The sequence below is a fragment of the Flavobacterium sp. W21_SRS_FM3 genome (genome assembly GCF_052113625.1).
In the GTDB taxonomy this organism is placed as follows: domain Bacteria; phylum Bacteroidota; class Bacteroidia; order Flavobacteriales; family Flavobacteriaceae; genus Flavobacterium.
Window position 1 is genome coordinate 54039 of record NZ_JBGQOD010000005.1, and the last position, 13159, is coordinate 67197.

Consider the following 13159-nt stretch of genomic DNA (forward strand, 5'->3'; position numbering starts at 1 on the left):
AAGGCTATTTTTTGACAATGATTTTTACGGGTGCATCGTTTTTTAAAGCCATAACTCCCGTTGTAATAACCGTGTCACCCGCTTTTAATCCCGATAAAATTAAAAGAGAAGCATCGGTTCTAGTAGCGGTTTCAACCATTATTTCTTTGGCTTTTCCCATATCTGAAATAAATACTTTTTTTCCGTTTTGAACTGGAATCACGGCTTGACTTGGAACCACAATCGCATCTTTAATTACGTCTAACGGCAGTTCTACATTAGCAAAAGTTCCTGGCAATAGCTTTCCATCTTTGTTTTCTGTAATGGCCCGCACTTGTAAAGTTCGCGTAGTAATTTCTACAGAAGGTTCAATGGCATAGACGCGAGCAGTATAAGTATTATTGGAACCTGAAACTTTAAAATTTAATATGGTATTGGTTTTGACTTGGTTGGCATATTTTTCTGGAATCGAAAAAGTGATTTTTAATTTGCCAATGTTGACAAGATTGGCCACAAGAACAGTAGGAGTGATGTAAGTTCCCTTAGAAATAGAACGCAAACCAATTCTACCTGAAAACGGCGCTCTTACAGCCGTTTTTGCAATTTGAGCTTTAATTAATTGACTTTGTGCTTTGGTCGATGCATATTCGGCTCTGGCTACCTCATATTCTTCTTGACTGATTGCTTCTTTTTCCAATAATAATTTGGCTCTTCTTTCATTTTCTGAAGCCAAACTTTGTTTTGTATTCGCTTGACTTAACTGCGCTCTTAACTCAGTGTCATTAACCTTAAAAAGTAATTGCCCTTTACTAACATTACTTCCTTCTTGAAAATTTATGCTTTCAACAATTCCAGAAACTTCAGACCGAATTTCAACTTGCTCGTTAGCTTCAAGAGAACCTGACAATGATAAATTATTGTCAAAAGACTGTGGCTGCACCACAATTCCCGACAAACGCATCGCCTTAGGTTTTCCACCTTTTTCCTTACCTTCATTTGAATCTCCATTGTTTTCGATCACTCTGTAACTAATAAAAGCACCAAAACCAACAAATAGAATTGTATATATAAAGTATTTTATTTTCATAATTAGTATGTAATATTAGATTTAAGCAGTTATAATTTTTTGTTAAAACAAATTTAGGTTTTAGATGTTGCAATCAGTAATCTGTTAATTTTTATTTAACGTTTGTCTATACAAATATATCGCTACAGTTGTTAATGCATCAGGAAATATTAGTTATGATACTCTTGAACAGACAGTTTTATTAAATACAGTTGATTTCAGTTTATCTTCAAAAATCTTAATAGGACGTTAAAATAGGGTAAAGGTTTAATGTAAAAGTGAAAAAAATGACAAATAGTACTTGCTAAAATCAAGAACGATTGGTTGTGAGTTATTTATCACTTAAAAAGAGTAATTTTTTTTTATACAGAGGTATTCGAAAGAAAATAGTACTAGGTAGATTTTTATTCCTGACTATAGGATCTTGTATTCCAACAATTAACTGATGTAATTCCAAATATTTTTCTTTTTGGTCAACTCGATATACACTGCTCTTAAGGAAGCGTGCTCTGGCTTTTGTAATGGCGCATCGTCTTTTAAAATTTTTAGTGCATGGTTTCTGGCTAAAGCCAAAATCTCTCTGTCCTTGACAATATCGGCTATTTGAAGGTTGAGTACACCGCTTTGTTGGGTTCCCATCAGGTTTCCAGGACCACGAAGTTTCAAGTCCACTTCGGCAATTTCAAAACCATCATTGGTGCTTACCATGGTTTCCATTCGGGTTCTGCTGTCTGAACTCAATTTATGACTGGTCATCAAGATGCAATAACTCTGGTCAGCACCACGACCCACACGACCGCGCAATTGGTGTAGTTGTGAAAGTCCAAAACGCTCGGCGCTTTCGATAATCATTACCGAAGCATTAGGTACATTAACGCCCACTTCAATAACGGTAGTTGCGACCATAATATTTGTCTTTCCTTCGGAGAAGCGTTTCATTTCGGCATCTTTATCCGCAGCTTTCATTTTTCCGTGCAAAATCGAAATGGCATACTGGGGCAATGGAAAATCACGCGAAATACTCTCGTAACCATCCATTAAATCTTTGAAATCCATTTTCTCCGATTCTTGAATCAGCGGATAAACTATATAAATTTGGCGACCTATTGCAATTTCATCCCGTATGAATTTCCACACTTTCAAGCGGTTGCTATCAAATCGATGTACCGTTTGAATGGGTTTACGTCCGGGTGGTAATTCGTCAATTACAGAGATATCTAAGTCACCATACAAACTCATGGCAAGCGTTCTAGGAATAGGCGTTGCTGTCATCACCAACACATGTGGTGGAATGCTATTCTTTTTCCACAATTTAGAACGCTGCTCTACGCCAAAACGGTGTTGTTCGTCAATAACGGCCAAACCTAAATTCTTAAATTTTACTTTGTCTTCTAATAAGGCATGTGTGCCAATAAGAATTTGTAATGTTCCACTTTCTAGTTCTTCGTGGATGATTCTTCGAGCTGCCGTTTTACTGGATCCCGTAAGTAGCTTAATGTTTATATTCAGTGCTGCAGCTAACTCTGATAATCCTATAAAATGCTGATTAGCCAAAATTTCGGTAGGTGCCATTAAACAGGCTTGAAAACCGTTATCAAGAGCCAGCAACATTGTCATAAAAGCCACAATTGTTTTTCCCGAACCTACGTCACCTTGCAACAAACGGTTCATTTGGGCATTGCTACCCATGTCGGTTCTTATTTCTTTAATCACTCTTTTTTGTGCTCCTGTGAGTTCAAATGGAAGGTGGTTTTGAAAAAAATCATTAAAAAATTCGCCCACAACGGTAAAAGGATGTCCTTTTATTTTGTGTTTCTGAATTAGGTTCTTAGTAATTAACTGCAACTGTATAAAAAAGAGTTCTTCAAATTTTAATCTAAATTGTGCTTTCGCCAAAGCTTCGGTGCTTTTAGGAAAATGGATGTTGATTAAAGCGTCTTTTTTGGAGATTAGCTTCAATTCGGCAATCAGGTGATCAGGAAGTGTTTCAGTAAACAACGTATGCGTTTCTAGAAACAATTGTTGCATCATTTTGTTAATCGTGCGGTTTGAAATGCCGCGATTGGTCAATGTTTCTGTCGAAGGATACACGGGTTGCATCGCGGAACGCAAACTTTTCTCGTGCTCGCTTAGCAATTCAATTTCGGGATGTGCCATATTGTACATGCCGTTAAAAGAAGTGCATTTCCCAAAAATCACGCAAACTTCATTAATTTTTAAAGATTCCCGAACCCATTTGTGCCCTTGAAACCATACCAATTCCATTTGTCCTGTATCATCAACAAAGGTGGCTACAAGGCGTTTCCTACCTTTACCAAATTCCACTGTTTTAACATTAATGATTTTACCTATAATTTGAACCTCAGCAACATTATTTTGTAATTCGTTGATTTTGTAATAACGGGTGCGGTCAATGTAGCGGTTAGGATAAAAATTAATTAAATCGGTGTACTTATGAATCCCCAATTCCTTACGCAGCAATTCCCCCCGACTGGGACCAACGCCTTTTAAGTATTCAATGGGAGTAAGTAGGAGGTTATTCATTTGACTGTATTGGACGCTGATAACACGGATTTGCAGAAGCAAAACACAGATTAATGCGGATTTTTATTTTGATGAAGCGAAGATAGTTTTTTGTTTGGAAATTTGGAAATGGGATGGATTGAAAGTGATGTAGGAAAAAAGAGTATATTTGAAATAGGATTGTAATACAATAAATTTTATAATATGAAAAAGACACTTTTACTCTTAACCTTTTTATTTGTTTTAAATGCCTTCTCACAAGAAAAAAAAATGTGGGCAAAATCATTCATCAATCAAAAAGCACCAAAATTAGTTGTTGAAAAATGGCTTTCAGACAAGCCGGATACTAAAGGAAAATTTGTACTAATCGATTTTTGGGCTACTTGGTGTGGTCCATGTAAAAGAGCAATTCCAGAATTGAATAAGTTTAAAACTGAGTTTGATAATGATTTAATAGTAATTGGCATTAGTGATGAAACAAAAGAGGTGGTAAATCAAATGACTAATCCTAAAATTGAATATTACAGTGCAATTGACACCAGAAATAAAATGTATAACTCACTTGAGGTGGCGGCTATTCCACACTGTATTTTAATTGATCCTGACGGAATTGTGCGATGGGAAGGTTATCCAATATTAAAAGGTTTTGAATTAACATCTGAGGTTATAAAGGAAATTATTGAGAAATATAATAAAGAAAAAATTTAATTTAAAAATCGGTTTACAGCAACGTTTAATATGAATAAAACACTCATTCTAGTTATATTATTTTTTACCTTTTCTGGTTACAGTCAAGACTTTGAGGGGGAAGCCGTCAAAGTAACGGAAACTAAAGAAAATGATGAAGTGTTTGCTTTGCCTCCACATAAAATTTTGATTGAACGATAATTTTGCCATTTTTGCAAAAGCAATAAAACAGATTTAAATAGTTAAGAAGAAAACATGATAATCGATAAAATTGAAAATTATAGCCTTTATGCTAACCTTACAGAAAGATTAACTAAAGGATTTGACTTTATTAAAAACACAGATTGGGGTAAAATAGAATCGGGGACTTATGAAATAGAAAATAAAGCAGTTTTTGCGATTGTTCAGGAGTATGATACTAAAGAGATAAAAGATTGTGTATTAGAAGGTCATACAAAATTTATCGACATTCAGTATGTAATTGAGGGAGCCGAATTGATGGGAGTTACTACCAAAAAGGATCAAAAAGTAGTGGAAAATAATGTAGAAAAAGATTATACTTTTTATGAAGGTGAAACCTCGTTCTTTAAAGTAGAAGCCGGGATGTTTACTGTGTTTTTTCCAGATGATTTACATATGCCATGTGTGCAAGACGGTCGTAGTTCAAGAGTTAAAAAAGTGGTAGTTAAAGTTCAGATTTAATGACTCGTTGTTATCACAATTATAGGAATCCGAAAGTGTAAATACTTTCGGATTTTTTGCTGAAAAGCAAACCGCTATTTTTCTATTTTAATAAAGTTGTGAATTCTACTTTAAACACAATATCTTTGGAACAATAACAAAAACGGTAAAAAATGACAACGCATCTCGCACTTCTTCGTGGTATCAATGTTTCTGGACATAATATGATGAAAATGGATTTATTGAAAACGACTTTAGAGAAAATAGGCTTCACGAATGTAGAAACTTATATACAGTCAGGGAATGTTTTCGTAGATTCTGAAGAGGAAAGTGCTGCTGCAGTAGGATTTAAAATCAAACAAGAAATTTTTAAAGTCTTTGGTCATGATGTACCTACAATTGTTTTAGGTATTGAAGATTTACAAAAATGCTTTTCAAACAATCCTTTTTTGAAAGAAAAAGAGTTGGATATAAAAAAAATATATGTGGCTTTTGTATCTAAGGAATTACGTCCAGAAAACATTAATGATCTGAAAATTAGTCAATTTAAGCCTGATGAAGCTAAGATAGATGCTAATAGGATTTTTATTAAGTACGCTGTAGGTGCAGGTAAAACAAGATTAGATCAAAAATACATTGAGAAAAAACTAAGTCTTACAGCAACAATACGAAACTGGAATACCGTAACTCAATTGTTGAAAATGTATGAGGATAGAATTGCTCAGTAAAAAAATCAGCTATTTAAAGCAACCTTTTTAATTAAATAGCATCTATAAGTAAATCAAAAACTATAGACATGAAGAAAGTAATTATTTTTTGTACGCTGCTATTTACCCTTGGTTCTTGTTCTAATGACAACATCAAAGTGGTTGCAACGGAATATCAGGGACAGTGGAATTTGTATCAAATGTCGGGTTCTATGATGAATTCAGAAACTACTGGAGCGGCAATGGAGTGGCAGGAAAATTATATTTTCAATAAGGATGGTAGTTTCAAGAAATCCAGAACCAACAATGGCGTAAAAAAAGAAATAACGGGTTCCTTTATTGTTAAAAAAATTCAACAAGAGACGTATCTTGAACTGAGTTATAAAACTGACAGTGAGCTTATAGGAAGTTGTTATGGTAACAATAAAGAAGAACTTTTTGTACTTCCTAATTCGGTTTTATCCAGCACTTGGAAAAACTGTGATGGTCCAGGATTAGAATATAAAAAAGTACAGTAAGTAATAAACTTAATTTCTAAAGCTCCTAAATTATCATTTCGGAGCTTTTTATTTTATTATTTGGCTATAAGATCACAATACCAAAACCCGTAATCGAATGCATCTGAAGCATTCGTGTCGCAAGCAGTATCTGATGATTCTTCCTTCTCTGGTTTTTCATATTTGCGGTATACTGTTTCCCCAATTTCAAAATCAATTGGTTGAGAGAATAGTGGTCCGTCAAAAGTAAACGTATGAAATTCTCCGTTTTCACCACATACATCAACATTCTCTGGTAAATCATTAATAAAATCTTGGTCAATCACACGGCCTACAAAGCTTTTGTCTAAAAAGCGTTCGTTTACACAAACCACGATTGTTTTAAAGCCAAGAGTAATGAATTCCTCTATTAAAACCTTTGTGGGTACTTTCCATAACGGAAAAACACCTTCAAAACCTATTTGAGTGAGTTTGTCTTCTCTATATTTCCTCAGATCTTCTAAAAATATATCTCCAAAAATAGAGTGAGTTACGCCTTGTGTTTTTAATTTCGCTAATGTTTCCTGCATTACCTTTTCATAAACTTCCATGGTAGGCATTTCGGGAATTTGCATGATTTCCAATGGTATTCCAATACTTTGAGCTTGTTGATGTAGTAATTCTACCCGAACGCCATGCATCGATATGCGCTGGAATTGCTTATTAACACTGGTGAGTAAACAGCTAATTTCAAATTCTGAATTTTGTAAGATTTTATATAATGCTAAAGCAGAATCTTTTCCGCTGCTCCAGTTAAATAAGGCTTTTTTCTTCAATTTAATATGATTGTGTTTGGATTGTAAACGTACAAAATTTGTTCTGTTTCTTGATCAAACCTTTGTAACTTTGAACAATTCAAATTTTATATTTTTAAAAATGAAATACCTTTTACTGCTCCTTTCTACTATAGCATTTGCACAACAAACACATTCAGTTGATTTTAAAACAGCTACAGGACATATTACGTTAAATCCTACTAAAAAAAACATATCAGGAACAGTAACTTATGTATTCGAAGTGTTGAAACCATTAGATACTATTAAGATAGATGCTCAAAACATGACCTTCTCTGATGTGGCAGTCGATCAAAAAAATATTGAATACGTAAACACTAAAAAACAGTTGCTTTTAATTGCTGCATTTGCAAAAGGAAAATATACGGTTCAATTTAATTATGTAGCTGAGCCTAAACAAGCGCTGTATTTTGTAGGTTCAGAAGAAAAAAATAACCTTCAAATTTGGACACAAGGTCAGGGGAGATATACGAGCAATTGGTTTCCGAGTTTTGATGATGTTAATGAGAAAGTTGTCTTTAATTTAGCGATTGATTTTGATAAGAATTATCAGGTAATTGCAAACGGACTGCTGCAATCAAAAAGGATAGAGGAAGACCAGAATCACTGGGAGTTTTCGATGAATAAACCGATGAGCTCTTATTTATTGATGCTAGCAATTGGGAAATTTGAAAAGCAGCTCCAAAAATCGAAGTCGGGCATTCCATTAGAATGGTATATCGAAACAACAGATAGTTCTAATTATGAGCCAAGTTACCGCTACAGTGTAGAAATGTTCAATTTCTTAGAAAAAGAAATAGGAGTGAAGTACCCTTGGGAAATTTATAAGCAAGTGCCAGTACGTGATTTTCTGTATGCAGGAATGGAAAATACTTCAGCAACACTTTTTGCAAGACGGTACGTGGTTGATTCTACAGGCTTTGAAGATCGTACTTATACCAATGTGAATGCACATGAATTAGCACATCAGTGGTTTGGCGATTTGATTACTGCTGAAAGCGGAAAACACCATTGGCTTCAGGAAGGATTTGCAACTTATTATGCTTTGTTAGCAGAGCGTAAAATATATGGTGATGACTACTTTTATTACAAGTTGTATGAGTCTGCACAGCAAATAAAATACGCATCTAGAACAGATAGTATTCCGGTTTTAAATGCAAAGGCAAGTTCGTTGAGTTTTTACCAGAAAGGAGCTTGGGCACTTTTTGTTTTACACGAATCGATAGGAGACAAAGCCTTTAAAAAAGCGGTATGCAATTACTTAAATAAATATGCATACCAAACAGTTACTACTGATGATTTCTTTGCAGAAATAAAAAAAACAGCCCGTTTTAATACAGAAGAGTTTAGTAAAGTATGGCTTGAGTCAACCGTGTTTAATACACAGCAAGCAAATGAGTTGCTATTAAAAAATAAAAACATTAAGCTGCTTTTTGAAGTAGAAAAATTAAAAAAGAACCCATTAGCTGAGAAAGCTGGTTTCTTTGCAGAAGTGTTGCAGTCTGATGCTTATTTTGAAACCAAAATTGCTATTGTCAACCAATTAAAAAACGAAAAATTTGAGTCAAAAAAGGCTTTATTATCGTTAGCTTTAGCTACTAATAATCTACAGCTTCGACAAGCAGTAGCGAGTAGCTTGCCTAAAATACCAGAAGATTTTAGACCGGAATATGAAAAACTATTAACAGATAAATCGTATCAAACGCAGGAAATAGCTTTGTATAATTTATGGAATAACTTTCCCGAAAAACGAATAACCTATTTAGAACAAACTAAAAACTGGATCGGATTCAACGATTATAATTTAAAGACTTTATGGCTGTCATTAGCGCTAGCAACAGCAGAATATGATGAACAGGATAAATTAAACTTAGTGAGCGAACTAGTAGGTTATTCTTCTATTAATTATGAAGCAACTACGCGACAAAATGCCTTAGAAAAACTGATTGCTTTTCAACTGATTAATGATACTGTTTTACAAAATTTAGTGAATGCCACCACACATCATATGTGGCAATTTTCAAAATTTGGTAGAGATAATATTCGTCTGCTACTTAAAGACCCGAAAATGGTGGTTTCTTTTCAGCGTATTTTACCAACTCTAAATGAAAAGGAGCATTTTCAACTGGAACGTTTATTAAAAGAATTAGAAAACTAAGTAGAAAATAATACTATTAAATGCAAAAGCCTCCATTATTTGTCGAAAATATTGGAGGCTTTATTCATTGGGATACTTTTAATCCAGGGGAGTTCAATTACCACAATTGGCCTACTTCATTTTTAATAAAAGATAAAGCCGCGTTACTAGGTGAAGTTTTGTTTACTAAGTCAGTCAAAACGATTTCTCTCAAGCTATCCGCATTAGTTACTTTTTCATTTTTTGCTGCTAAACGTATCATTTGGATTGTAGCATTCTTTGCGGCAAGAATAATGGACCAACACTCCTCAGTAATGTAGATTTGTTGTGATAAATTATGTACAAATTCTTGTTCTATTTGAGCAATAACATAATTTTCATATTCGTTTTTATCGTCAGATACAGGTGTAATACGCACCATTAATTGAGAAGGATTAATTCGTTCCATAAACAAAGTCATGCGCTCATAAGCCTGCAATCGTAACGGAAGTATCGCTGATTGATTGTCTTTTTGTAGCAACCATCGTCTGTTATTTTGTTGGTCTTTAAAATGAGCTTCAAATAAAAAATAGGCCACTGCCGCTGTGATTACAGAGGGAATGGTATAGGCAATTATTTGAGTGATTGTAGTAGAATCCATTGTGTTTTCTTTTGAGAAACAAAAATATACTTTTTGACGGAATTACCTCAAATTTATAGTGTTATTTAGATTGCGGAATACTATTTTTGCATTTAAGACATGCTTTGTGTTCTATTACCCCATTTTACTATCTCATGGAGACTTATATTATTGTTTTACTGTGTGTAGCCTCTTTTGCTGCAGGTTTTATCGATGCTATCGTAGGTGGAGGCGGACTAATTCAAACGCCTGCGGGTCTTATTTTATTACCTAATTTGCCTGTTTCAACCGTTATTGGAACTTTAAAAATTCCTGCTTTTAGCGGAACTTCCTTTGCTGCTTACCAGTATATGAAAAAGGTCACCATGAACTGGAAAATATTGTTGATAATGATGGGTTTAGCCTTGCCATCTGCTTTTTTAGGTTCTACACTATTAACCTATATGAGTAATGATTTCATGAAACCATTGCTGCTCTTTATACTCTCTTTATTAGCAATTTATACTTATGCTAAGAAAAATTTTGGACAACATGTTGCCAAAAACTTATCTGACAGTACCTTAATTTTAAATGCTGTTCTAATAAGTTTTATTGTTGGATTTTACGATGGATTTATTGGTCCTGGAACGGGAAGTTTCTTTGTAGTGGCTTTTATTGCTTTGATGGGGTTTGACTTTCTTCACGCTTCTGCAAATGCTAAGATGGTGAATCTCGCCACTAACTTTGGTTCGATATGTTTGTTTGCTTTGAAAGGTAAAATCATTTGGGCTATTGCCTTACCCATGGCGGCATGCAATGCATTGGGTGGTTGGTTAGGTGCTAAACTAGCAATCAGTAAGGGAAATGGGTTCATACGGATTTTCTTCTTAGTTATCGTAGTAGGAACGTTAATTCGCTTTGCTTATGATGTTTATTGGAATCGTTAAGCGCATAATAAATAGGGGTTTATTGCAATCATTATTCGCTTTTTAGAACATTTGGACATTGTTTTTAATCAAAATAACTGCTTATTTAATGTAGTTAAAACTTTACTGCTTCCGATTATATTAATTCTTAAATTCTTATTTTTGCATAAATAGAAAATCTTCATGCAACAATATATTTCCCAACTCAACGAAGCACAACGCGAACCTGTTTTACAAAAGGACGGTCCAATGATTATTATTGCCGGTGCTGGATCTGGAAAAACACGTGTACTTACGATAAGAATCGCTTATTTAATGCATCAAGGAATTGACGCTTTTAATATTTTATCACTGACTTTTACCAATAAGGCAGCACGTGAAATGAAAAATCGTATTTCTGATATTGTAGGTTCTGGTGAGGCAAAAAATCTTTGGATGGGAACATTTCACTCGGTTTTTGCAAAAATTCTGCGATCAGAAGCTTCACTTTTGGGTTACCCTTCTAATTTCACAATTTACGATTCACAAGATTCTCTACGTGCCATTTCAGGAATCATTAAAGAAATGCAGTTAGATAGGGATGTATATAAACCCAAACAAGTACTAGGTAGGATTTCTAATTTTAAAAATAGTTTGATTACCGTTAAAGCTTATTTTAACGATCCAGAGTTACAAGAGGCTGATGCCATGTCCAAAAAACCACGAATGGGAGAGCTCTACGAAAAATATGTAGAGAAATGCTTCAAATCTGGTGCCATGGATTTTGATGATTTATTATTGAAAACAAATGAATTATTAACACGATTCCCAGAAGTATTAGCAAAATATCAAAACCGATTTAGATACATTCTTGTAGATGAGTACCAAGATACCAACCATTCACAATATTTGATCGTAAGAGCATTATCTGATAAATTTCAAAACATCTGTGTGGTAGGTGATGATGCTCAAAGTATCTATGCATTTCGTGGTGCAAACATCAACAATATCTTAAACTTTCAAAAAGATTATGAAGGCGTTAAAACCTTTCGATTAGAACAAAATTACCGTTCGACCAAGAATATTGTTGAAGCAGCAAATACTATTATTGATAAAAATAAAGTCAAATTAGATAAAATTGTATGGACTGCGAATGATTTTGGTCCAAAAATAAAAATCCATCGAAGCATGACGGATGCTGAAGAAGGACGTTTTGTAGCCAGTACCATTTTTGAGGAAAAGATGCGCAATCAGATGACTAATGGTCAATTTGCCATTCTTTACCGCACTAATGCACAGTCAAGAGCTATGGAAGATGCGCTGCGTAAACGTGATATTCCGTACCGTATTTATGGTGGCTTGTCTTTTTACCAAAGAAAAGAGATAAAAGATGTGCTGTGTTATTTGCGATTGGTGATTAATCCCAAAGATGAGGAAGCTTTAATGCGTGTGATTAATTATCCAGCTAGAGGAATAGGGGATACCACAGTTGAAAAGTTAGTTGTGGCGGCTAATCATTACAAGCGTTCCATATTTGAAGTAATGCAAAATATTGATAAAATTGATCTCAAACTAAATAATGGTACCAAGCAAAAATTAAAGGATTTTGTATTGATGATTATGAGTTTTCAGGCCATTGAAGAAAATCATGATGCATTTTACGTTGCAGAACATGTTTCTAAAAAAACAGGATTAGTTCAAGAACTTAAAAAAGATGCTACTCCAGAAGGAATGGCTAAAATTCAAAATATTGAGGAATTACTAAATGGTCTTAAAGATTTCACTGAAGGACAAAAAGAAATAGATGGTGCGCGAGGTGCTTTGTCTGAATTTATGGAGGATGTAGCATTGGCTACTGATTTAGATAAAGATACAAGTGATGAGGATCGTGTGGCTTTAATGACCATTCACCTTGCCAAAGGATTAGAATTTCCTCATGTCTTTGTAGTAGGTATGGAGGAGGATTTGTTTCCTAGTGCAATGAGTATGAGTACGAGAAGTGAACTTGAAGAAGAACGCCGATTGTTTTATGTGGCATTAACACGTGCTGAACACCAAGCTTATCTAACCTATTCTCAGTCCCGCTATCGCTGGGGAAAATTAACAGATAGTGAACCGTCCCGTTTTATCGAAGAAATTGATCCGCAATACTTAGAGTACCTGACTCCAGCGGAGAGTAATTACAGATATAAGCCAATGATCGATAAAGACATTTTTGGGGATGTAGACAAATCTAAAATGCGTTTGTCAAAACCTTCCAATGGAACGCCTCCTCAAAAAAGTGCTTACAACGAACCCAAATCAGAAGTGAATGTGAGGAAGTTAAAACCTTTAGGTTCTCCTTCTTCTTCAGGTCCTAATTTATTTGATAATTCTCTTGCCGTAGGAAATGTGGTGATGCATGAACGTTTTGGAAAAGGACAAATATTAAATATTGAAGGCGCAGCTGCTGATAAAAAAGCGGAGATTAAATTTGAAGTAGGTGGAATTAAGAAACTTTTATTGCGCTTTGCTAAATTAGACGTGATAGGGTAAAGAGTACACAA

The 13159-nt window shown here is 34.5% G+C and carries 12 protein-coding genes; 8 read left to right on the plus strand and 4 right to left on the minus strand.

The features are described from left to right. Window positions 1–4 precede the first annotated feature (4 nt). On the minus strand, window positions 5–1066 hold the full coding sequence (locus ACEN2K_RS09275) for an efflux RND transporter periplasmic adaptor subunit (protein ID WP_441759050.1): 1062 nt from the start codon (window positions 1064–1066) through the stop codon (window positions 5–7). A 417-nt stretch (window positions 1067–1483) separates the two neighbouring features. After that, window positions 1484–3589 (minus strand): ATP-dependent DNA helicase RecG, encoded by a 2106-nt coding sequence (gene recG / locus ACEN2K_RS09280; RefSeq protein ID WP_441759051.1) that lies wholly within the window; start codon window positions 3587–3589, stop codon window positions 1484–1486. Between the two features lie 183 nt (window positions 3590–3772). Here recG and ACEN2K_RS09285 point away from each other — a divergent pair, with 183 nt between their 5' ends. From ACEN2K_RS09285 to ACEN2K_RS09305, 5 genes are all read left to right on the plus strand, one after another. Further along, window positions 3773–4276 carry a TlpA family protein disulfide reductase gene (locus ACEN2K_RS09285; protein WP_441759052.1) on the plus strand — a complete coding sequence of 168 codons (504 nt, stop codon included), beginning with the start codon at window positions 3773–3775 and terminating at the stop codon, window positions 4274–4276. Between the two features lie 30 nt (window positions 4277–4306). Beyond that, complete coding sequence (locus ACEN2K_RS09290) at window positions 4307–4456, plus strand: hypothetical protein (RefSeq protein WP_441759053.1); 150 nt, start codon at window positions 4307–4309, stop codon at window positions 4454–4456. A 54-nt stretch (window positions 4457–4510) separates the two neighbouring features. Then, on the plus strand, window positions 4511–4957 hold the full coding sequence (locus tag ACEN2K_RS09295; protein ID WP_441759054.1) for a YhcH/YjgK/YiaL family protein: 447 nt from the start codon (window positions 4511–4513) through the stop codon (window positions 4955–4957). Window positions 4958–5109: 152 nt separating this feature from the next. Beyond that, entirely contained in the window at window positions 5110–5664 is a 555-nt protein-coding gene (locus ACEN2K_RS09300; protein WP_441759055.1) for a DUF1697 domain-containing protein, read from the plus strand. 68 nt (window positions 5665–5732) lie between these two features. Then, window positions 5733–6161: a hypothetical protein gene (locus ACEN2K_RS09305; RefSeq protein ID WP_441759056.1), complete on the plus strand. Its 429-nt coding sequence runs from the start codon at window positions 5733–5735 to the stop codon at window positions 6159–6161. Window positions 6162–6217: 56 nt separating this feature from the next. Here the strand turns inward: ACEN2K_RS09305 and ACEN2K_RS09310 are convergent, their stop codons facing one another. Then, on the minus strand, window positions 6218–6955 hold the full coding sequence (locus ACEN2K_RS09310; RefSeq protein ID WP_441759057.1) for a diphthine--ammonia ligase: 738 nt from the start codon (window positions 6953–6955) through the stop codon (window positions 6218–6220). 100 nt (window positions 6956–7055) lie between these two features. Here ACEN2K_RS09310 and ACEN2K_RS09315 point away from each other — a divergent pair, with 100 nt between their 5' ends. Next, on the plus strand, window positions 7056–9131 hold the full coding sequence (locus ACEN2K_RS09315) for a M1 family metallopeptidase (RefSeq protein ID WP_441759058.1): 2076 nt from the start codon (window positions 7056–7058) through the stop codon (window positions 9129–9131). A 97-nt stretch (window positions 9132–9228) separates the two neighbouring features. Here the strand turns inward: ACEN2K_RS09315 and ACEN2K_RS09320 are convergent, their stop codons facing one another. Next, on the minus strand, window positions 9229–9750 hold the full coding sequence (locus ACEN2K_RS09320; RefSeq protein ID WP_441759059.1) for a DUF7935 family protein: 522 nt from the start codon (window positions 9748–9750) through the stop codon (window positions 9229–9231). 134 nt (window positions 9751–9884) lie between these two features. On the opposite strand from ACEN2K_RS09320, the gene ACEN2K_RS09325 reads away from it, so the two are divergent. Together ACEN2K_RS09325 and ACEN2K_RS09330 are read left to right on the plus strand one after the other, a co-directional pair. Then, entirely contained in the window at window positions 9885–10655 is a 771-nt protein-coding gene (locus tag ACEN2K_RS09325) for a sulfite exporter TauE/SafE family protein (RefSeq protein ID WP_441759060.1), read from the plus strand. A 162-nt stretch (window positions 10656–10817) separates the two neighbouring features. Then, window positions 10818–13148 carry an ATP-dependent helicase gene (locus ACEN2K_RS09330; protein ID WP_441759061.1) on the plus strand — a complete coding sequence of 777 codons (2331 nt, stop codon included), beginning with the start codon at window positions 10818–10820 and terminating at the stop codon, window positions 13146–13148. Window positions 13149–13159: the final 11 nt, after the last annotated feature.

What these genes read in the sequence shown, in the direction of transcription:
- ACEN2K_RS09290 (WP_441759053.1), top strand. Translation starts at nt 4,307, where the DNA reads ATGAATAAAACACTCATTCTAGTTATATTATTTTTTACCTTTTCTGGT.
- ACEN2K_RS09320 (WP_441759059.1), bottom strand. Translation starts at nt 9,750, where the DNA reads ATGGATTCTACTACAATCACTCAAATAATTGCCTATACCATTCCCTCT.
- recG (WP_441759051.1), bottom strand. Translation starts at nt 3,589, where the DNA reads ATGAATAACCTCCTACTTACTCCCATTGAATACTTAAAAGGCGTTGGT.
- ACEN2K_RS09275 (WP_441759050.1), bottom strand. Translation starts at nt 1,066, where the DNA reads ATGAAAATAAAATACTTTATATATACAATTCTATTTGTTGGTTTTGGT.
- ACEN2K_RS09330 (WP_441759061.1), top strand. Translation starts at nt 10,818, where the DNA reads ATGCAACAATATATTTCCCAACTCAACGAAGCACAACGCGAACCTGTT.
- ACEN2K_RS09315 (WP_441759058.1), top strand. Translation starts at nt 7,056, where the DNA reads ATGAAATACCTTTTACTGCTCCTTTCTACTATAGCATTTGCACAACAA.
- ACEN2K_RS09300 (WP_441759055.1), top strand. Translation starts at nt 5,110, where the DNA reads ATGACAACGCATCTCGCACTTCTTCGTGGTATCAATGTTTCTGGACAT.
- ACEN2K_RS09305 (WP_441759056.1), top strand. Translation starts at nt 5,733, where the DNA reads ATGAAGAAAGTAATTATTTTTTGTACGCTGCTATTTACCCTTGGTTCT.
- ACEN2K_RS09295 (WP_441759054.1), top strand. Translation starts at nt 4,511, where the DNA reads ATGATAATCGATAAAATTGAAAATTATAGCCTTTATGCTAACCTTACA.
- ACEN2K_RS09325 (WP_441759060.1), top strand. Translation starts at nt 9,885, where the DNA reads ATGGAGACTTATATTATTGTTTTACTGTGTGTAGCCTCTTTTGCTGCA.
- ACEN2K_RS09285 (WP_441759052.1), top strand. Translation starts at nt 3,773, where the DNA reads ATGAAAAAGACACTTTTACTCTTAACCTTTTTATTTGTTTTAAATGCC.